A 20,168-nucleotide genomic window follows, 5' to 3' on the forward strand; every position below is an offset into this window, starting at 1 on the left:
CAAACGACTAAACCCACTCGTTGCGGATTTCCAGTCGAAAGGTGAAATTTCTAGGGCAAAATTAGGGCCGCGTTGGGCCTTCTGAGGCCAATCGCAGAAGCTGAGTCAGTTGGAAAATAGGGCGTGTTCAGGCCTGTGAGGTTGCGCGGGCGGGTTCAAATCCCTATCCTTGGTTGAGGCACTCTCGGTGCGTGTTCGGCTCGGCCTCCGTGAGCGCGACTAGGTCTTTCCTTGGGGCAAAAATGGGGCAAACCATGCGCCATTCAATGCCAATCCATGCCCGTGCCCCTGTTGACGCCAGAATGCAAAAAAGCGCCCAAACCCCGGTACTGTGGGGCTTGGGCGCCTTTTCCCTTTCCTACTGCAGCACAATTGGAGTATGCCAAGATAGTTCTATTTCCCGAGATTTTTGCCGATCTCAAGGAACCTATCGAGATACATATCAAGGATCCCGGCATTGTTCAGCGTTCGAAATGCATTTCTCGACGCGGCATTATTTTCGTGTCGTTCATTGATGTTGCACCATGAGCAAAGCTTTGAAGCTTGATTGGTTTTGGGTTCTTTGCAATTGTCGCAGTTTTCAGGGTGCGGTGTAATTCCGCCATTTTGGAAGACGTGTGTGTTGTTAGTGCTATCCAATAGGAATGGACTTGTAGAACTTTTACCTATATGCATTTCGAAATATTTGCAATTGGCAGATTTTGCCACTTCTTTAAGTGTTTCTTTTGTTTCGTTCGAAGCTTTGGCGCCTGCGATTATTGCTGTAACGCAGTTTGATGGAAAGTATAGTAGCGAAAGGTTGTCGTTTATTTTACTTGCCACCTTCTTACTTGTGATAAGTCGGCGCTCTTGCTCGTAGCTCCAACAAGTCTGCTTGGTGAAGTAGGCTCTGGCCCCTACGCTTTGCCAGAGCCATCCAGTGTGTCGTGGTTTGCAAGTAACGTACGCTTGCTGCAGCAGGTTCAGTATCCCTTCGCTAGGGGTGTCTCTGTAGTCGATGTCGCCAAAACTTGGATCAGCCTCTTGTGAGTCCAACCATTGATTAAGTGCCGTCTCATTGATTTCGGCTACAAAGCCTTGAGAATTTGAGGCGTAGTGCGCCCACATCGGAGTGCTAATTGGGGATTTTGAGAAGCAGGTGACGGGCTGCTGCGTTACCATTGAGATAATTTCGTTGTAGTACGCAAGAATCTCAGGTTCTTGGTTGTAGTCGATCGTCAAAAAGAACTCAAATGGGTCATTGTAGTCTTTTAGGTATGAGAGCTTAATTGTGCATCTCTCGCCGTCTACCAAAAATCTATTAGAGATATCTGGACCCATATATTTGTAGAGGTTTTTTGGCGCTTCCATGGCAGGGTGCTCCTCGGCAAAAAGTGGAACGCGATTTTTGTGGCACTTTGCCAGCTTTTTTCTGTTTTATAAAGAGAATGGGTAGACGCCCATGACGCCATCGCTAGGTGGGATGAATCGGTCCGAGGCTTCGCTTGTTTCGTTACGTAGGTGGTACAAAAATGGTACGCGATGACATTGGTGTGGCTGAATGGCTTGTAAATTAAGGCTTTAGGGAAAAATGTGCCCAATCCATCATCGGTGCAACGCTGAAGCGGCGGGACGGCTCAGGGCGCGTGGTCATTGGCTTTGAGCCGGGTTTTGCAGTGATTTCGTTCAACGTGTTTGTTACCGAATTACGGAGGAGTGCCCGGTACGACTCACCCATAAGGGATAAGGCGCGACAAGGCCGACATTCTACAACAGACCCCAGCCATCGCGCGCGCAGGCCGCAGGAGTAGCCCGCTACGGGTTCGGCAAAATGATCGCAAAACGCGTGCCTTGCTCTGCATCGGAGGTGACATCGATGCGTCCGCCGTGCCCTTCGACGATCTGCGCCGCGATGAACAGGCCCAGGCCCAGGCCCTGTGACCGATCTTTCGAGTCATCCGAATATGAAGAGTACCGGCCCTGCGGATTGAACAAATGGGGCAGGGCACTGGGTGGTATGGGGTCGCCGTGATTTTGTACCTGAAACCGTACTGCCGAGACTTCCCGCTTGAGGTCGACCCTGATTGGACGGTGGACATCGCCATGCAGCACCGCGTTGCTGATCAGGTTGGAGAAGACCTGAGCGATGCGGTTCGGGTCGAATTGCCCGGTGACCTGTTCGGCGTCGTCGAAAATGATGTCGACTTTCGGGTTCGCCAATCTGACTTCGTCGATGATCGAGCGACAAATGCCACACAGTTCGGTGTTTTCCGGCTCGACAGGCAAGCCAATACCCAGGTTGCAACGGGCCAGGTCGAGCAGGTCGTGAATCATGTGGTTGGCGCGTTGGGCACTGACCGTAATTTGAGTGGCGATATCACGCTCTCGGCTCGGGCTCGGCAGGCTCCTTTCCAGCAACTGGCTGCCCATCAGCACGGCCGTCAGTGGCGTGCGCAAGTCGTGCCCGAGCACCGCCAGCACTGTCTTGCGCGTGGTTTCGACCGCATTGCCATACGAGGTGATGGACTCGCCCAGTGCCTGGTCGATGGCTTCGTTGAAGCGCACCATGTCCTCGAGCTGCAGGGAAACCGGGCCTTGTTCGTCCGCCAGCCACAACCTGAGCACGCTCGCCCGAAGGGCACGGTATTCCGCGACCATCTGATCCAGGGTGAAACCATCGGTAAGACGCAGCACGGCGTGGGTCTGTGCGGCGCTATCCTCTGCGGATACAGGGCTCAGACCGCGGGACTTGTCCTGCTGCTGCTGGGCGGTTTGCGGCGTGAGAAGGTCCTTGGCCACCGTTTTGAGAATCTGTTCTGCGTCGTTTCTCAGACTCTTCTGATTCAGGGCGGGCTGTGAGGTCTCGACTGTCCGGGCGAAGGTGTCCCATTCCTGCAGGATCGATTCAAGATTGCCGAGAATGAACTGTGCGAGACGCATGGGTGCCTTCCTGCGCTGTGCGGGTTTCTGCGACGTCGTAGAATATTTAGCGAGGTTGCAGCTCGGGTCAAGCGTCAGGGGGCTGGCCCTGCAGTATTTGAGCGCGGTACCGGTGCAAGGCTGGACCGGCGGGAAGGCTGGGCAGTCCACCAGCGCAACAAACAAAAAGGCCGATCCGGCGCAGTCATAGACCCGCCGGATCGGCCTTTGCAGGGTGGGTTGCCCTATTTGGCCGCAGTCTCCTGCACCCGCTGCGCCTTGTCCTGCGGCAACAGGTCGAACTCATGCAGGCCATCCTTGCGGTACGGGTCGCCGATCCACCGCGGCGCCACCACGAACTGCGCGCTCACCAGGCTTTTCGCCGGCTCGAAGCGGTCATAGCTCAACCCGGCCAGGTCCGACAGCGTATGGATCAGGTGCGAACTGCTGTAGGGCCGGTTGGCCATGGCCTGCAGGTCGCGCGGGTGGGCGGCCTGCCAGCTCGGGGAGGTCCACAGCAGGAACGGGATGGTGTACATCGGCCGGGTCGGCGCGCCTTCGTTGCGGCCCAGGCGGTCATGCGTGCCCGAGCTGTAGACATCCTCGCCATGGTCCGACAGGTACATCAGGAAACCATTGGGGGTGCTGGCCGCATAGCGCTTGATCAGGCTGGACACCACGTAGTCGTTGTAGCGCACGGCATTGTCATAGAAGTTGTAGGTCTGCGCCTGGCTGTCGCTCAGCGCACCCGGCACGCCCTGGCGGTCGGTGAAGTGCTCGTACGCTTTCGGGTAGCGATAGCGGTAGTCCATGTGCGTGCCGAGCAGGTGGATGATGATGAACTTGTTCCTGGCAGGGTCCTGCAGGGCCTTCTCGAAGGGCGCCAGCACCACATCGTCATATTGCCGGGCGTTCTGGCTGCGCTGGTTGTTCAGGTACACCGGCACATCCGTCTGCTGCGAGAAGGAGGTGAGCATGGTGTTGCGCTTGGTCATGGTCTGCTGGTTGGTGATCCAGAAGGTCTTGTAGCCTGCCTGCTTCATCAGGTTGATCAGCGACGGATCGGTGAGGAAGCGGTCGGGGTTCTGCTCGTCGCCGAAGGTCAGGATCTGTTGCATCACCTCGATGGTGTAGGGCCGCGGTGAAACCACATTCTGGAACACGGTCAGGCTTTTGTCGCTGGCGGCCAGGGCGTCGAGGTTTGGCGTGGTGTCGCGGTTGTAGCCATACAGGCGCATGTGCTCGCGGGTGGTCGACTCGCCGAGGATCAGCACCAGGGTGCGGGGGGCGTCACCGCTGCTGTCCTTCAGCGCCTGCAGGGGCGGCAGCGCAGCGTTCTTGGCCAGCAGCGACTGCATGTTGTCCAGTTGCTGGCGGTACTGCTTGTAGCCGACCAGCAGCTGCCAGGGCACCGCGGGCTCCATGCGTTGCTGGACCTTCTCCAGGGCATCGGCGAAGTTGCGCTCCTGTTTGACCATCTGCTTGTAGAACGGGAACACCAGGGTGGCGGCCAGCAACAGCACGACCACCGGCAGGCGGCTGCGCAGGGGCAGGGTGACCGGGCGCAGGCGTTTCCACAGCAGTACGGCGCCCACGGTATACAGCAGCAATGCCAGCATCATCCAGAGGCTGAAGTACTGGCTGAAATATTCGCTCGCTTCGGCGGTGTTCGACTCGAACATCACGAAGATCACGCTTTGCGAGAATTCCTGGCGATAGATGCCGAAATAGCTCAGGCCGACCAGCGAGGCAGCCCACAGCACCAGGCCGATGACCGCAGCCGTGGCGCGGGTGAAGCGCGGCAGCAACAGCACCGGGGCAAGCCACAGGGTGCTGAGGAACAGCGAATCGCGAAAGCCTGCGAAGCCGGTGGTGCCACTGAACAGCAGAAGCGCCTGGGTGACGCCGGAAAAATACCAGAAGAACAGCAGGAGCCAGCCCAGGCCGGCCCAGTCCACGCGCGTAGGCGAGGATGGGGATGCAGTGTTTGCCACGTGTGCCTCGTAAACCATGGCGGCAGCCAGATGGGCGACTGCCGAAGAGGGGGGTGACGCTAACGGGAAGGGTGTGAAAATAACGTCAAGGTGGCGCCGAAAACGTCTCTATCGTTGCTGAACTGGCACTTTGCTCATCTTCGCTCAGGTCGGTTTCAGGATGCGCCTGGTCGCTCGCATGCAACCTCGCGGCGTCACAAATGCCATGCTTGTGGATGCCCATGAGCCCAGTGCGCGCAGACGCACGGCCATCGGCAAAGGAGGCGACAGACAGACAGCCACGCAACCGTGACGTGGAAGGTTTGCCGCAGCAGAACACGCTGGATACCTGCCCCCCTACAATCATTCAGGCAGGGTCCGTGATGCCGAGGTCCGCTGTATGCCTGATGAACTGCTTCACCTGCCCGTGATCCACAGCATCCTGAATCGCCAGAAGGACACGCCCGGCGCCTTGTTGCCGATCCTCCACGCCATCCAGGAGGCCATCGGTTTCATTCCCGATGCCGCCGTGCCCGACATTGCCCACGCCCTCAACCTCAGCCTTGCCGAAGTACGCGGGGTGATCAGCTTCTACCACGATTTCCGCAGCACGCCGCCGGCCCGCCACACCCTGCGCCTGTGCCGGGCCGAGTCGTGCCAGAGCCGGGGCAGCGAGGCCCTGGCTGCGCAACTGCGTGAGCAACTGGCGCTGGACGACCATGGCACCAGCGCCGACGGGGCCATCAGCCTGCGCCCGGTGTATTGCCTGGGCGCCTGCGCCTGTTCGCCGGCCCTGGAGCTCGATGGTCAGGTACACGCACGGCTCACCCCCGAGCGCCTGCGCGCGCTGGTGAACGGTTGCCTGGAGGAGCCAGCATGCTGAAGCTGTTCATTTCCTGCGACTCCGTCGCGCGTGCCGTGGGGGCTGACCAAGTCGCCGTGGCCTTGCAACGTGAGGCCGAGCGTCGCCAGCTGGCGATCGATATCCAGCGCACCAGTTCGCGCGGCCTGTACTGGCTGGAGCCACTGGTGGAGTGTGACAGCGCGCAAGGGCGCCAGGGCTTTGGCCCGGTTGCCCCCGAGGATGCGCCCGCACTGCTCGACGCCTTGCTCGGCGAGCCTGGCGGGCATTCGCTGGCGCTGGGGCTGGTCGACGACATCCCTTACCTGAAGAGTCAGCAGCGCCTGCTGTTCGCCCGGGCGGGGGTGACCCGGCCGCTGTCGCTGGAGGACTACCGTGCCCATGGCGGCTTCACGGGCCTGGAGCAGGCCGTGGCACTGGGCGGCGCCGAGGTGGTTGCCGCCGTGCTCGATTCCGGCCTGCGCGGCCGGGGTGGCGCGGCGTTTCCCGCCGGGATCAAGTGGCGCACCGTGCGTGACGCCGGGGCAGGGCAGAAGTACGTGGTCTGCAATGCCGACGAAGGCGACTCCGGTACCTTCGCTGACCGCATGCTGATGGAAGGCGACCCGTTTTTGCTGATCGAAGGCATGATCATCGCCGGCCTCGCCGTGGCAGCCGACAAGGGCTACATCTATGTGCGCTCGGAATACCCCGATGCGATCCGCGTGCTCGACCAGGCCTTGGCCATCGCCCGCGACGCCGGCTACCTCGGCACTGACGTGGCCGGCAGCGGCCAGGCGTTCGACCTGCAAGTCCGGGTAGGTGCCGGCGCCTACATCTGTGGTGAGGAAACCGCCCTGCTCGAATCGCTCGAAGGCAAGCGCGGCATCGTTCGCGCCAAGCCGCCGCTACCGGCCTTGCAGGGCTTGTTCGGCCTGCCGACGCTGGTGCACAACGTGCTCACCCTGGCCTCGGTGCCGACCATCCTGGCCAAGGGCGCGGCGTTCTACCGCGACTTCGGCATGGGCCGCTCGCTGGGCACCATGCCGTTCCAGCTGGCCGGCAACATTCGCCACGGCGGCCTGGTGGAACGGGCTTTCGGCCTGACCTTGCGCGAACTGGTGGAAGGTTACGGCGGCGGCACCGCCAGCGGCCGACCGCTCAAGGCCGCCCAGGTCGGCGGCCCGCTCGGTGCCTGGGTCCCGCCCAGCCATTTCGACACACCGCTGGACTACGAGGCCTTCGCCGCCATGGGCGCGATGCTGGGCCACGGTGGCGTGGTGGTGGCCGACGACACCCTGAACATGGCCAGCATGGCGCGCTTCGCCCTGCAGTTCTGCGCCGAGGAGTCCTGCGGCAAATGCACCCCGTGCCGGATCGGTTCGACGCGTGGCATGGAGGTGGTCGATCGGTTGATCGCCACCAGCGACTTCAGTGAGCGCCACGACCAGGCCCTGCTTCTGCGCGACCTGTGCGACACGATGCAGTACGGCTCGCTGTGCGCCATGGGCGGCATGACCGCTTATCCGGTGGCCAGCGCCCTCAAGTACTTCCCCGCCGATTTCGGCCTGACCACCCCGGAGGCCGCGCAGTGATCAACTACTTCGACCCTGAGACCGACCTGGGAACGCCCGCCCGTGACAGCGACGTGCAGGTCAGCCTGAACATCGACGGCCGCAGCATCAGCGTGCCTGTCGGCACGTCGGTGATGCGCGCCGCCGCCATGCTCGGCACCAGCATCCCCAAGCTTTGCGCCACCGACAGCCTGGAAGCCTTCGGCTCGTGTCGCATGTGCATGGTGGAGATCGACGGCATGCGCGGCTACCCGGCGTCCTGCACCACGCCGGTCAGCGAGGGCATGGTGGTGCGCACGCAAACCCCGCGCCTGGCCGACCTGCGGCGCAACGTCATGGAGCTGTACATCTCCGACCACCCGCTGGACTGCCTGACCTGCTCGGCCAATGGCAACTGCGAGCTGCAGACCGTCGCCGGCCAGGTCGGCCTGCGTGAAGTGCGTTACGGCTACGACGGTGCCAACCACCTGGCCGAGAAAAAGGACGTGTCCAACCCGTACTTCGACTACGAGCCCAGCAAGTGCATCGTCTGCAGCCGCTGCGTGCGCGCCTGCGAGGACATCCAGGGCACCTTCGCCCTGACCATCACCGGGCGTGGCTTCGAGTCGCGGGTGGCGGCTGCGGGCGGCGACGACTTCCTGTCGTCCGAATGCGTCTCGTGCGGTGCCTGCGTACAGGCCTGCCCGACGGCAACGCTGACTGAAAAGAGCCTGGTCCAGCTTGGCCAGCCAGAGCGTGCGGTGATCACCACCTGCGCCTATTGCGGGGTCGGCTGTTCGTTCCGCGCCGAGATGAAGGGCGATCAGCTGGTGCGCATGGTCCCGGACAAGAACGGCGGCGCCAACCACGGCCACGCCTGCGTCAAGGGCCGCTTCGCCTGGGGCTACGCCACCCACCCGGATCGCATCACCAAACCGATGATCCGCAAGCGCCTGGAAGACCCGTGGCAGGAAGTCGGCTGGGACGAGGCCGTCACCTACGCGGCCAGCGAGTTCCGGCGCATCCAGCTCAAGTACGGGCGCGACTCGATTGGTGGCATCACCTCCAGCCGTTGCACCAACGAGGAAGCCTACCTGGTGCAGAAACTGGTGCGCACGGCGTTTGGCAACAACAACGTCGATACCTGTGCGCGGGTCTGCCATTCGCCTACCGGCTACGGCCTCAAGCAGACCCTGGGCGAGTCGGCCGGCACCCAGAGCTTCGATTCGGTGATGCAGGCCGACGTGATCCTGGTGATCGGCGCCAACCCCACCGACGCGCACCCGGTGTTCGGCTCGCAGCTCAAGCGCCGGCTGCGCCAGGGCGCGCGGCTGATCGTCATCGACCCGCGGCGCATCGACCTGGTCGACTCGCCTCACGCCCGTGCCGAATTGCACCTGCAACTGCGCCCGGGCACCAACGTCGCCATGCTCAATGCCCTGGCCCACGTGATTGTCACCGAGGGCCTGCTGGCCCAGCGTTTCATCGACGCCCGCTGCGAAACCGAGGACTTTGCCCGCTGGCGCGATTTCGTCAGCCTGGCGGACAATGCCCCGGAAGTCCTGGGCCCGGTGTGCGGCGTGCCCGCCGAACAGATCCGCGCCGCTGCCCGGGTGTATGCCAGCGGTGGCAATGCTGCGATCTACTACGGCCTGGGCGTGACCGAGCACAGCCAGGGCAGTACCGCAGTGATGGGCATCGCCAACCTGGCCATGGCCACCGGCAACATTGGCCGCGAAGGGGTAGGGGTGAACCCGCTGCGTGGTCAGAACAACGTGCAGGGCTCGTGCGACATGGGCTCGTTCCCCCACGAGTTGCCTGGCTACCGGCACATCTCCAACGAAGGCGTGCGCGCCGAGTTCGAGCAGGCCTGGGGGGTGACCCTGCAGCCCGACCCGGGCCTGCGCATCCCCAATATGTTCGAGGCAGCCCTGGACGGCAGCTTCAAGGCCCTGTACTGCCAAGGCGAGGACATCGCCCAGAGCGACCCCAATACCCAGCACGTCACCGCAGCCTTGCGGGCCATGGAGTGCGTGGTGGTGCAGGACATCTTCCTCAACGAGACGGCCAAGTTCGCCCACGTGTTCCTGCCGGGCAGCTCGTTCCTGGAAAAGGACGGCACCTTCACCAACGCCGAGCGCCGTATTTCGCGGGTGCGCAAGGTCATGGAGCCGCTGGCCGGCAAGGCCGACTGGGAAGCTACCGTGGCCCTGGCCAATGCGTTGGGTTACCCGATGAACTACCGCCATCCGTCCGAGATCATGGACGAGATCGCCCGCCTGACGCCGACGTTCCACCGGGTCAGCTACGCCGAGATCGACCGCCATGGCAGCCTGCAGTGGCCGTGCAACGACGCAGCGCCCGACGGCACCCCGACCATGCACATCGACCAGTTCGTGCGCGGCAAGGGGCGCTTCATGCTCACCGGCTACGTGCCCACCGACGAGAAGGTCAACAGCCGCTACCCGTTGCTGCTGACCACCGGGCGCATCCTCAGCCAGTACAACGTCGGCGCCCAGACCCGACGCACCGGCAACGTCGCCTGGCATGATGCCGACCGCCTGGAAATCCACCCGACCGACGCCGAAAGCCGGGGTATCCGTGATGGCGACTGGGTCGGCATCGGCAGCCGTGCGGGGCAGACGGTGCTGCGCGCCAAGGTCAGTGGCCGGGTGGCGCCGGGGGTGGTGTACACCACGTTCCACTTCCCCGAGTCCGGTGCCAACGTGATCACCACCGACAATTCCGACTGGGCCACCAACTGCCCCGAGTACAAGGTCACGGCTGTGGAGGTGGTGAAGGTGTTCCAGCCGTCGCAGTGGCAGAAGCGTTACCAGGACTTCAGTGATGAACAGCGGCGCCTGCTCGAGGAACGGCGGACTGCGGAGAAAGCCGAGGTGCGCCGATGAGCAGCGACAACCTGGTCAAGATGGCCAACCAGATTGCCCATTACTTCGACAGCGAACCGAGTCATGAGCTGGCGGTGAAAGGCGTCAGGCAGCATCTGCAGAGCTTCTGGACGCCGGCCATGCGTCAGCAGCTGGGGGAATGGATAGCGGCCCATGCGGGGGAGGGGCTGGACCCCAAGGTGGTGGAGGCACTGGGTTAGCGGTTGGCTGCACGGGCCCTATCGCTGGCAAGCCAGCTCCTACAGGGAACCCACAGAGCATGAGGTCTGTGGTGATCCCTGTGGGAACCGGCTTGCCGGCGATAAGGCCGGTACGGACAAAATGAAATGTCCGTCATATAAAGCAAAGTCATCCCGGGGCAATGCTACGCTCGCGGAAACACTCTGCACGGATACCCCACCATGGAAATGAACTGGCACCAGGCCCTGCAAGAGAGCCTGAGCTGGCTTGCAATCGCCTCGTTCATCACCCTCATCGGCTTCACCGGCGCCGCCGCCCTGGCTGTGCGCTACACGCGCTGGGGCAGTCAGTTCTGGCAACTGGCCGGGCCTTACTTCACCTTCCGCCGTAGCTGGCGGCCCTTGCTGGTGTTCGCCCTGCTGCTGGTACTGACGCTGTTCTCGGTGCGCCTGAACGTGCTGTTCTCGTTCTGGTACAACGGCTTCTACAGCGCCTTGCAGGCCCTCGACCAAACGGCGTTCTGGTACCTGCTCGGGGTGTTCGCGGTGCTGGCGACCATCCATGTGCTGCGCTCACTGTTCACCTTCTACGTGACCCAGGCGTTCAGCATCCAGTGGCGTGTGTGGCTGACCGAGCGCCTGACCGGCGACTGGATGCACGGCGATGCCTACTACCGTGGCCAGTTCCTCGAACACCCGGTGGACAACCCCGACCAGCGTATCGAACTGGACATCAACGCCTACGTCACCAACTCGGTGTCGCTGGCCCTGGGCGCGGTCAGTGCGCTGGTGTCGCTGGTCGCCTTCACCGGCATCCTCTGGGGCTTGTCGGCGCCGCTGGCGGTGGCCGGGTACGAAATACCGCGGGCGATGGTGTTCGCGGTCTACGTCTATGTGCTGGTCGCCACCTGGATCGCCTTCCGCCTTGGCCAGCCGTTGATCCGCCTGAACTTCCTCAACGAAAAACTCACCGCCAACTTCCGTTACGCGTTGATGCGCCTGCGCGAGAACGCCGAGAACATCGCTTTCTACCAGGGTGCACCGGTGGAGCGTGCGACCTTGCTCGGCCGCTTCGGTGCGTTGATCGTCAATGTCTGGGCGTTGGTGTTCCGGAACCTGAAGTTCAGCGGCTTCAACCTGGGCGTCAGCCAGGTTGCCGTGGTGTTTCCGTTCATTCTCCAGGCGCCCCGGTTCTTCAGTGGCGCGATCAAGCTGGGCGATGTCATGCAGACCTCCCAGGCATTCGGCCAGGTGCAGGATTCGCTGTCGTTCTTCCGCGAGTCCTACGACACCTTCGCCCAGTACCGCGCCACGCTCGACCGTCTGACCGGTTTTCTCGACGCCAACCAGCAGGCCAGCGCGCTGCCGCGGGTGCTCACCGAGGAGCAGGCCCAGGCCCTGGATATCAGCGGCCTGCAGGTGCTGCGCCCCGATGGCCACGCGCTGATCGCCGACCTCGACCTGCGCCTGCGGGCCGGCCAGGCGCTGCTGATCAAGGGCCCCTCGGGTAGCGGCAAGACCACCTTGCTGCGCGCGCTGGCGGGCCTGTGGCCCTATGCCGAAGGTGAGGTCCGGCGGCCCATGGGCAGTGAGGCGTTGTTCCTCTCGCAGCGCCCGTACTTGCCGTTGGGCGACCTGCGCACCGCCATCGCCTATCCGTCGGGCAGTACGCCCGAGGATATGCCGCGCATGCAGCAGGCCCTGCGCCAGGTCAACCTGGCACACCTGGCCGAGCGGCTGGAGGTGAGCTGCGACTGGTCGCACATCCTGTCGGTCGGCGAGCAGCAGCGCCTGGCATTCGCCCGGGTGCTGTTCAACCGGCCACAGGTGGTGTTCCTCGACGAGTCCACTTCGGCGATGGATGAAGGGCTGGAGCATGCGCTGTATTCGCTGTTGCGTAGCGAGATGCCGCAGACCTTGCTGGTGAGCGTCGGGCACCGCAGTACGCTGGCGAATTTCCATACCCATCGGCTGGAAGTGGACGGGCAGGGTGGGTGGTCGTTCCTGGAGCAGCGGCCGGAGGTTGAACTGCAGGTCTAGCTGCTTCTGTACAGGCCCTATCGCCGGCTTGCCGGCGATAGGGCCTTTCAATGCCCAGACATTCAAACGTCGTGCATCACGATCAACTGCGCCCCCTCATTGCGCACATTCCCCACCTCCTTGCCCACCGCAAACCACTCGAACGCCTCCACCGGCAGGCACTGCTCCCTTGCCAGGCGCTCGGCCTCCTCGGCGGGCACCTCGGGGTCGATCCAGGCCCGCGCATCCGCCGGCCCCAGCACCAGTGGCCGCCGGTCATGGATATCGACCATCCCCGCGTCACTCGCGGCGGTGATGATCACGAATCCATCCCCCTCGTTCGGCTCCAGCCCCACATGCACCTCGGCCAGTGCCGCCATGAACATCGGCGCCCGGCTTTTCAGGTGAATGAAGTAGGGCTGCTTGCGCTTGGGATCCTGCGGGTCGACTACCCATTCGTACCACCCGTCGGCCATCACCAGCGCCCGCCCCTGGGGCCACAGCGCCTTGAAGAACTTGCCGGTGGTCACCGTCTCCACCCGCGCATTGATCGGCGCGGGCCGCTTGCCGGTGGCCCAGAACGGCGCCCAGCCCCAATGGCACGGGTCGATGCGCAGGCCGTCGGCGGCGTTGTGCAGGATCAGCACGCGGCTGCCGGGGGCGACGTTGTAACGGCCGACGGGCCGGTTGTCGTAGCCGCTGATGTCACTTTGTGCGACGTCCAACGCACCCAGATAGTCGGCGTGGCCCTGATACTGGGCGAAGCGTCCACACATGGCGTTTGCCCCCCTACGTTATCGTGATCTGTTTCGCGGTTCCGGCTTCTGCGTACAGTTATAGCTCACGGCCGTGCCAGGCCTTGCATCCTCGCGCCGGCCTACTGCGCCGAGCTTGCCTATTAGCCAAAGCGCAATAGCACTACTCCCGCGAGGGTGATGCTCGCAAATACGGCCCCCACTAGAAAGGTCGCCTGAAACCCGGCGCCGTCCCACAGCAGGCCGGCGACAACGCTGGCGGCCAGTAGTGCCATGCCCGTCAACAAGTTGAAAATGCCGAACGCCGTACCGCGCAGGTTGGCTGGCGCATTGTCGGCGATCAGTGCGGCGAAGGTGCCTTGGGTAAAGCCCAGATGCAGCCCCCAGGCGGCCACCCCGAGCACAAGCCCGACCCAACCGGGCAATAGGGCCAAGAGCAAATCAGCGGCGATCAGCAAGGCTAACCCCATGATTAGCACACCACGGCGGCCTGCGCGGTCTGACAGAACGCCGGCGGGATAGGCCGATAGCGCATAGACCAGAGCCATGAGTGCCAGCACTGCCGGCGCCCATAATGGCGCCAGGCCCATGTCCTGCGCGCGCAGCAGCAAGAATGCTTCGCTGAAGCGGGCCAAGGTGAATATCAAGGCCAGGCCGACCAGGCGCCAGTACGTTGGGCTCAAGCGCCTGAGTTGATGCGGCGTCAATGGGGGCGGCCGCGGTCGCGTGCTGAATGCAGTCTCGGGTTCGCTTACGAAGGCAACGAGGATATAGACGGCCATGAAGGCCGGTATCACCGCCAGCCAGAACACCGTCCGGAAGTGGCTCGCCGTAAGCCACATCAGCATGATCGCGAACAATGGTCCCAAAAACGCGCCGACGTTATCGAGTGCCTGGCGTAGGCCAAATGCCGCCCCGCGCAATTCGAGTGGGGTCACATCAGCCACCAGAGCATCTCTTGGGGCGCCACGGACACCCTTGCCGATGCGATCAACAAAGCGCGCCACAGTCAACCACTCCAGCCCTGGCGCCATAGGAAACATCGGCTTGGCAACGGCTCCCAGGCCGTAACCCAGCACCGTCAATAGCTTGCGCCTGCCCAGTCGATCGCTGAGCGCGCCGGAGAACACCTTGGTGATCGATGCAGTCGCTTCGGCGATGCCCTCGATGAAGCCAACAGCCACGACCGAGGTGCCGAGTACGGTGACCATGTACAGCGGCAGCAGGGCATGAATCATCTCCGATGAAATGTCCATGAACATCGAAACGAAACCCAGTGCCCAGACGCTGCGCGGAAGCTTGGTCAACGACCTGGCGGTGTCTGTCTGCATGGTATTCCCGCACAAGCTCACTATCGGCTTCTGACGCTGGAGCTTAGCTGCGCAATGAGCCTAAAGGAAGGCGCAGCTGGGCATGCGGCACGTTGGATTGTTAAAAATGCACAGCCGTTCACTAAAGGTGAGAATCACAATAGGACTTATGCTGGTGGACGATGGGTATGTTAATACAGTTGCAAATCCAAGCGATGATGGGGCGCGTTATCAACGCCGTCTGGGGTAGGTATTTAGCCGAAGTTTACTGAGGGAGCATTGTCGGCGTAAATGCGCGTTGGCGTGGTGCAGGAGGAGCTGGGGTGATCACGCTACAGAGGGCAGGCCCACGCTTGATAGGGTGTAGCTATTTACGTTGCTGATATGGGATAATTTTCGGCGGCCAATCGCTACAAACACCCGCGCCAAATTATTGTCGGCAATCAAGCTGTTTTTAGCGTTGATATTTTTGTATTCGCAAAAAAACTGCCGGTGGATGATTGGCTTCTGACTCGCTTTATCAATACGTTTTTCACGTGCCTTGAAGGGGGGTAAATGTACAAGGCTTTGATTGTTGACGACCATGCTGTTATTCGAGTGGCCGGGAAGCTGCTACTTAAGGACGAAAATTTTGGAGTGGTCGCGGAAACGGATAATGGCTCAGAGGCCGTACAGCTAGCCTGTGATCATCAACCCGATCTGATTCTGCTCGATATCGCTATACCGAAATTGGATGGGTTAGAGGTGCTTGCGCGTATTAGTGCACTGGAAGTGCCTACCAAGGTTCTCGTATTGACTTCTCAATCGCCGGAATTCTATGCCATGCGCTGTATGAAGGCAGGGGCGGCCGGCTACATTTCAAAGGGCGATGGCCTGAATGAACTGATCAAGGGCATCCGGGCGGTGATGTCAGGATACACCTATTTCCCAAACTTGTCCGCCAACTCGGTTCGTCGAAGTGATGTAGAAGTTACTGAGCGTGAGTTGGTCAGGCGACTGTCCGATCGAGAAATGATCATTCTGCGACAGCTGGCACTGGGTATGAGTAATAAAGAAATTGCTGAATCCATGCAAATTAGCAGCAAGACGGTGAGCACGTACAAAATCCGGCTGATTGACAAGCTCAATGTGAAATCGCTTGTTTATTTGGCGGATTTTGCAAGGCGCAATGGACTGATCTGAGTATTTGCTTTTGCGTATTTTAACGGTCTTTATATTTTTATTTGCTGCGAGCTTTGGTGCAGAAATTCTTGCGACTGAGTCATCACCTGCCAAGTTGTTTGGCCGTGCGCAGGTCGACGGCTACAGCGTTGGTCTGGATGAGTCCGATTGGATTTGGTTGCGGCAGAAGAAGCGTTTAGTGCTGGGGTTGTCGCAGCCTGACTATGCGCCGTTCGAGATAACTGCAAATGCACAGGGGTTAGAGGGGATTACTGCCGACTTTGCCGGCCTGATCGGGCAGTTGCTGCACATGGAAATTGATGTCCGTGTGTTTTCCAGTCGGGGGGAAGTGGTCAGGGCATTGAAAAATGGCGATGTTGACTTATTGGGTACGGCCAATGGTTTCGAGGTCAATGATCCTGATCTGGTCGAATCCAATCCCTATGCCGAGGACCAGCCTGTCCTGGTGACACGTGTGGGCGATACTGAGGTACTGTCGTCCGGCCTGGAAGGCAAAAAAGTTACAATGCTCTATCACTACCTATCGCCTGAAATCGTTTCAAAATTTTATCCTGAAGCGCATATTCAGTTGCACCCTTCTTTGTTGAGCGCCTTGGCAGCCGTAGCATTCGGCCAGGCAGACGTTTACCTTGGCGACTCCATAAGCGCAAATTACCTAATCAATAAAAATTATCTGAACAACGTTCAGGTGACAGATTTCTCCCGCCTTGAGGGGCAGGGTTTTTCTTTTGCCATGGCCCGCCCTAATGAGCCGTTGTTGCGAGTAATCAATGCTGCAATGGACGCCATTCCGCCCGCTGTGCGGACATCGATACTCCATCGGTGGAACGCCCAGGAAGTCATGCGCCCAGGTATTGTTCGTCTGCAGTTGACGGCAGAGGAGCAGCGTTGGATCGATGAGCACCCCAGCTTGAAAGTCGCCATCCACGAGCAGCTGGCACCGCTGTCGTACTTCGATGAACAGGATCAGTTTCGTGGTATTACCGCTGACATCTTGACGAAAATTAAAATGCGCACAGGGCTCAAGTTCGAGGTCCTGCCAAGTACGTCTGCAAGTGATTTGATGGACTGGGTCGCGACTGGTAAGGCAGATATATTGGCGGCGGTCGTGCCTAGTGTCCCGCGTGCTGAACAACTTGATTTCAGCAGGCCCTACCTGACGACCCCGTTTGTCTTTGTCAGCCGACAGCGCGCGCGTCAGCCCAGTACCTTGGATGACATGGCGGGTCGCACACTGGTCTTGACCAGAGGGTGCGTGGTGCATGACTTTATCGCCACTTACTACCCCGGTGTGAACATTACGTTTGCCGACAATGTAGTGGCTGCCATGGAGATGGTTTCAACGGGCAAGGTGGATGCTGCAGTGCTGCCATTCTTAATGGCAAAGTACTTTATCGCTTGGGATTATCGCGGGCGGCTGCGCATGACCAGTACGGTCGGGACTGAGCAGGCGCACGTCTCTTTGGCGACGACACGGGGTGAGCCCGCGCTGGATTCCATTTTGAACAAGGCACTATTAAGTATCACGCCCGAAGAAATGGACCAGGTCATGGATCGATGGCGGGGTGATATTGTTATTGAGGGCAGTTATTGGGCGCGTAACCGCTCTACCATCATTCAGGGTTTTTTGATTGCCGCCGTGTTGCTGCTGTTGGCATTTGGCTGGATCCTGTACTTGCGCTATTTGGTCGATAAGCGCAAGAAGGCCGAACATGCGTTGAGCGACCAGCTGGAGTTCATGCGAGCGCTGATAGATGGAACGCCTCATCCGATCTTTGTCAGTGATCGTGCCGGGCGCATGCTCATTTGTAACTCCAGCTATCTCGATGTCTTTGGTGTCTGCCGTGAGGACATCTTAGGTAAAACGCTGGACGAGCTGGCGGTGTGCCTATCGGATGAAGTTTATCACTATCATCAGGAAGCATTGGCGGTCATGAAGCGAGGGGTGCCGCAAGTGCAGGATCGACCGCTGCGTTTATCGGGTGGGCGGGTGCGTACTATCTATCATTGGATGCTACCTTACAAAACCCGAGCGGGTGAGGTTAGCGGTATGATCGGTGGCTGGATCGATGTCAGTGAGCGTCAGCAACTGCTTGAGCAGTTGCAAGAGGCGAAGCAAGTCGCTGATGACGCGAACCGCGCAAAAACCACATTTCTCGCGACCATGAGTCACGAAATTCGCACCCCGATGAACGCAGTGATAGGCATGCTGGAATTGGCATTGAGGAAGTCGGATCACGGAATAATCGATCGCACGGCTATTGAGGTTGCCTCCGGTGCCGCGCATGATCTGCTCGGTTTGATCGGTGACATCCTTGATATAGCTCGCATTGAATCAGGTCGGCTGTCACTGGCGCCGGAGCGGGCCAACGTGCGAGATATTGTCCGCTCGGTGGTCAGGACATTTGACGGTCTGGCTCGGCAAAAAGGCATTGATTTGCAGTTGCAAGTTGAGGGGGGCATCGGCACTGAAGTGGTGATCGACCCCTTGCGCTTCAAGCAGATACTTTCCAACCTGCTGAGCAACGCTATCAAATTCACCCATCAGGGGCGAGTACGCGTGTCGCTTTGCCTGGAGGAAGCTCAATTAGGCCATTGTGCTTTGCTGTTGAGGGTTGAGGACAGTGGAGTGGGAATTTCTGAAGAAGACCAACAATGCTTGTTCAGCCCGTTCGCCCAAGTGGGCAGTAATTTTCAAGCTGCGCAGGGGGGGTCGGGGCTCGGCCTGGTGATCTCTCGTACCCTGTGTGAAATGATGGGCGGGCAGTTACAACTCACCAGCGAATTGGGCAAAGGCACGCAAGTTCACGTCAATCTGGTGGTGCCACAAGCTGAGCCAGCAGGTGAGGTGTTAACGGAAGTTGAAGATATCGCGAGCCCGGGGCGAAAACTGAATATTTTGGTGGTTGACGACTACTCGGCCAATCGAATGTTGCTGGGCCAGCAGTTGAGTTACCTGGGCCACTGTGTGCGGGATGCCGAGGACGGTGTACAGGCGCTTCGTGATTGGCGTTCAGGCCATTTCGACGTGGTTATAACCGACTGCAATATGCCGCACATGAATGGTTACCAGTTGAGCAGTGCGATCCGCCAGGAAGAGCGCGCATTGGGGCGCGAACCTTGCCGTATTCTAGGCCTGACGGCTGCCGCCCAGCCAGAGCAGCGGGAGCGCTGCATCGAGGCGGGAATGGACAATTGCCTATTTAAGCCGATAGGTTTGCAGGGGCTTAAGGCGTACCTTGCAACCATAGAGTCACTTTGTCCGGACGCCCCCCCCCCGTGTGCCTGCTCTGCCGGCTGCGATGAAATCGATTTGTCCGAGCTCAGGCACGTAGCTCATGGTAAGCCTTCGGCTATCAACGGTTTACTCGGTGAACTCAGCAGCTGCCTGGAGAAAGATTTGGGTCTGCTGCTCAAGTTGCTGGCGCGACGCGACTTGCCGGGGCTTGCCGATTTAGCGCATCGGGTAAAAGGTGGAGCGCGGATCGTCAATGCTCAAGGGTTGATCGCACGGTGCGAGGCGCTGGAGGAGGTTTGCGTTCAGGAGGACGAGGGGCGCTTGCTTCAAGCATTGGATGATTTGCAGCAGGCAATGGAGCATATGATTTCCTTGCTCGAAACCTGTGAAATTGAACCGATACAGTAGGATGAGCGAGCGCCTGCGTGCGGGGCGAGAAGACTACCAGTGCGTTGGAATAAAGGGGGCGTTGGCGGGGTAAGCTGGAGGTTGCACCATGAAGGCTATGCCGCGGCTCCCGCCGAAAGCGAAGTCGCCAGACAGGCCATTCGCTTTATGCTTGAACGTTGCAAGGCCAACCAGAATAAAAGTTTCGCCTGCCCAGCCTAAGTGTCCGTGAATCCTGCCGGTGCACAAGTGTGCGCCGCTGCGATTCAGGTCATGCAGTTTCACAGTGCCGTAAAAACTCCCATCGGCTCTGATGACAGAAGAGAACCTTGCTGACAACTCGCCATTGCTCAGGTGGCCGGTCAGCCTCGGCTGCGCCTGGTCGTATGACGCAGTCAGGGAGCCTGATAGTAGATTTCCCATCCCTTGGATATTGATCCCCTGAACCGGCAAGGTGACGGTCTCGGTCGGGAGTGCTCGTTGATCAGTATCGCAATAATGGAATACTGCTACGGTATTGGCATGCGTTTGGAGGGCACCAAAATAGACAGGAAGATTGGACAGTTGCTTTACCGTCATCTGCCTGAAGGTTGGGTTGGCACTCTGTGCGGGTAGAGTTAGCGGTACCTTCTGCTCGCGGCCTGCATGGGAAATGACTAATGCAGGCAGGCTCGAGTCGGCCCCTCTGTCGGGTATGAGCGCTATGTTATCAGGCCCGTGGATGGCTAAGGCGATATCGGCTAGGGCGTTGAATGAGATTAGTGATGAGACCAAGGTGCTCAATAAACGCATGAGGGTGAATCGCATTTTTATCTCACTGAAGGTATGACGCAAGGAAACCCCAATTGCAGAAGGATTCAATTGGGGTTGTCCCAGTCGTCATGCTATTAACGTGAATAGCTATTGAAATTGAACTTTAATAAA

14 protein-coding genes are annotated in these 20,168 nt (G+C 60.1%); 7 read left to right on the top strand and 7 right to left on the bottom strand.

All coding sequences use genetic code 11. From position 1 onward, the window contains the following. Nucleotides 1-393: 393 nt before the first annotated feature. From PPL01S_RS24595 to PPL01S_RS09645, 3 genes are all read right to left on the bottom strand, one after another. The gene (locus tag PPL01S_RS24595) at nt 394-1,350 is read right to left on the bottom strand and encodes a DUF2971 domain-containing protein (RefSeq protein ID WP_081833309.1); all 957 of its coding nucleotides are present in this window, start codon (nt 1,348-1,350) and stop codon (nt 394-396) included. A 444-nt stretch (nt 1,351-1,794) separates the two neighbouring features. After that, a complete protein-coding gene (locus PPL01S_RS09635; protein ID WP_028625663.1) occupies nt 1,795-2,919 on the bottom strand; it encodes a sensor histidine kinase in 1,125 nt (374 codons plus the stop codon). A 224-nt stretch (nt 2,920-3,143) separates the two neighbouring features. Beyond that, entirely contained in the window at nt 3,144-4,892 is a 1,749-nt protein-coding gene (locus PPL01S_RS09645; protein ID WP_028625662.1) for a phosphoethanolamine transferase CptA, read from the bottom strand. A 379-nt stretch (nt 4,893-5,271) separates the two neighbouring features. On the opposite strand from PPL01S_RS09645, the gene PPL01S_RS09650 reads away from it, so the two are divergent. The 5 genes from PPL01S_RS09650 to PPL01S_RS09670 all read left to right on the top strand — a co-directional run bounded on the left by PPL01S_RS09650 (nt 5,272) and on the right by PPL01S_RS09670 (nt 12,393). After that, entirely contained in the window at nt 5,272-5,754 is a 483-nt protein-coding gene (locus PPL01S_RS09650; RefSeq protein WP_016394516.1) for a formate dehydrogenase subunit gamma, read from the top strand. Beyond that, on the top strand, nt 5,748-7,307 hold the full coding sequence (locus PPL01S_RS09655) for a formate dehydrogenase beta subunit (protein WP_016394515.1): 1,560 nt from the start codon (nt 5,748-5,750) through the stop codon (nt 7,305-7,307). The genes PPL01S_RS09650 and PPL01S_RS09655 overlap by 7 nt, the downstream gene beginning before the upstream one ends. Next, nucleotides 7,304-10,174 (top strand): formate dehydrogenase subunit alpha, encoded by a 2,871-nt coding sequence (gene fdhF / locus PPL01S_RS09660; protein WP_016394514.1) that lies wholly within the window; start codon nt 7,304-7,306, stop codon nt 10,172-10,174. The genes PPL01S_RS09655 and fdhF overlap by 4 nt, the downstream gene beginning before the upstream one ends. Continuing rightward, nucleotides 10,171-10,374, top strand: a complete 204-nt coding sequence (locus PPL01S_RS09665; protein ID WP_016394513.1) for a formate dehydrogenase subunit delta — start codon at nt 10,171-10,173, stop codon at nt 10,372-10,374. Before fdhF ends, PPL01S_RS09665 begins: the two co-directional genes overlap by 4 nt. A 201-nt stretch (nt 10,375-10,575) precedes the next feature. Beyond that, complete coding sequence (locus PPL01S_RS09670; RefSeq protein ID WP_016394512.1) at nt 10,576-12,393, top strand: ABC transporter ATP-binding protein/permease; 1,818 nt, start codon at nt 10,576-10,578, stop codon at nt 12,391-12,393. Nucleotides 12,394-12,455: 62 nt separating this feature from the next. On the opposite strand, the gene PPL01S_RS09675 is transcribed toward PPL01S_RS09670, so the two are convergent. From PPL01S_RS09675 to PPL01S_RS25090, 3 genes are all read right to left on the bottom strand, one after another. Then, nucleotides 12,456-13,148: an SOS response-associated peptidase family protein gene (locus tag PPL01S_RS09675; protein WP_016394511.1), complete on the bottom strand. Its 693-nt coding sequence runs from the start codon at nt 13,146-13,148 to the stop codon at nt 12,456-12,458. Nucleotides 13,149-13,270: 122 nt separating this feature from the next. Beyond that, a complete protein-coding gene (locus tag PPL01S_RS09680) occupies nt 13,271-14,458 on the bottom strand; it encodes an MFS transporter (RefSeq protein ID WP_016394510.1) in 1,188 nt (395 codons plus the stop codon). A gap of 306 nt (nt 14,459-14,764) precedes the next feature. Next, nucleotides 14,765-15,022 (bottom strand): hypothetical protein, encoded by a 258-nt coding sequence (locus PPL01S_RS25090; protein ID WP_144062892.1) that lies wholly within the window; start codon nt 15,020-15,022, stop codon nt 14,765-14,767. On the opposite strand from PPL01S_RS25090, the gene PPL01S_RS09685 reads away from it, so the two are divergent. Both PPL01S_RS09685 and PPL01S_RS09690 read left to right on the top strand, forming a co-directional pair. After that, nucleotides 14,993-15,619 carry a response regulator transcription factor gene (locus tag PPL01S_RS09685; RefSeq protein WP_016394509.1) on the top strand — a complete coding sequence of 209 codons (627 nt, stop codon included), beginning with the start codon at nt 14,993-14,995 and terminating at the stop codon, nt 15,617-15,619. The two genes, PPL01S_RS25090 and PPL01S_RS09685, sit on opposite strands and share 30 nt — an antisense overlap. A 4-nt stretch (nt 15,620-15,623) precedes the next feature. Beyond that, on the top strand, nt 15,624-19,265 hold the full coding sequence (locus tag PPL01S_RS09690) for a transporter substrate-binding domain-containing protein (protein ID WP_028625661.1): 3,642 nt from the start codon (nt 15,624-15,626) through the stop codon (nt 19,263-19,265). A gap of 33 nt (nt 19,266-19,298) precedes the next feature. Here the strand turns inward: PPL01S_RS09690 and PPL01S_RS24265 are convergent, their stop codons facing one another. Next, nucleotides 19,299-20,051 carry a hypothetical protein gene (locus tag PPL01S_RS24265; RefSeq protein ID WP_016394507.1) on the bottom strand — a complete coding sequence of 251 codons (753 nt, stop codon included), beginning with the start codon at nt 20,049-20,051 and terminating at the stop codon, nt 19,299-19,301. Nucleotides 20,052-20,168 lie beyond the last annotated feature (117 nt).

Origin of the sequence: Pseudomonas plecoglossicida NBRC 103162 = DSM 15088 (assembly GCF_000730665.1) — a bacterium.
Taxonomy (GTDB): domain Bacteria; phylum Pseudomonadota; class Gammaproteobacteria; order Pseudomonadales; family Pseudomonadaceae; genus Aquipseudomonas; species Aquipseudomonas plecoglossicida.

Excerpts from the sequence above, each read along its gene's own strand:
- PPL01S_RS09670 (WP_016394512.1), top strand. The coding sequence starts at position 10,576 with ATGGAAATGAACTGGCACCAGGCCCTGCAAGAGAGCCTGAGCTGGCTT.
- PPL01S_RS09685 (WP_016394509.1), top strand. The coding sequence starts at position 14,993 with ATGTACAAGGCTTTGATTGTTGACGACCATGCTGTTATTCGAGTGGCC.
- PPL01S_RS09665 (WP_016394513.1), top strand. The coding sequence starts at position 10,171 with ATGAGCAGCGACAACCTGGTCAAGATGGCCAACCAGATTGCCCATTAC.
- PPL01S_RS25090 (WP_144062892.1), bottom strand. The coding sequence starts at position 15,022 with ATGGTCGTCAACAATCAAAGCCTTGTACATTTACCCCCCTTCAAGGCA.
- PPL01S_RS09650 (WP_016394516.1), top strand. The coding sequence starts at position 5,272 with ATGCCTGATGAACTGCTTCACCTGCCCGTGATCCACAGCATCCTGAAT.
- PPL01S_RS24265 (WP_016394507.1), bottom strand. The coding sequence starts at position 20,051 with ATGCGATTCACCCTCATGCGTTTATTGAGCACCTTGGTCTCATCACTA.
- PPL01S_RS24595 (WP_081833309.1), bottom strand. The coding sequence starts at position 1,350 with ATGGAAGCGCCAAAAAACCTCTACAAATATATGGGTCCAGATATCTCT.
- PPL01S_RS09655 (WP_016394515.1), top strand. The coding sequence starts at position 5,748 with ATGCTGAAGCTGTTCATTTCCTGCGACTCCGTCGCGCGTGCCGTGGGG.
- PPL01S_RS09680 (WP_016394510.1), bottom strand. The coding sequence starts at position 14,458 with ATGCAGACAGACACCGCCAGGTCGTTGACCAAGCTTCCGCGCAGCGTC.
- PPL01S_RS09635 (WP_028625663.1), bottom strand. The coding sequence starts at position 2,919 with ATGCGTCTCGCACAGTTCATTCTCGGCAATCTTGAATCGATCCTGCAG.
- PPL01S_RS09675 (WP_016394511.1), bottom strand. The coding sequence starts at position 13,148 with ATGTGTGGACGCTTCGCCCAGTATCAGGGCCACGCCGACTATCTGGGT.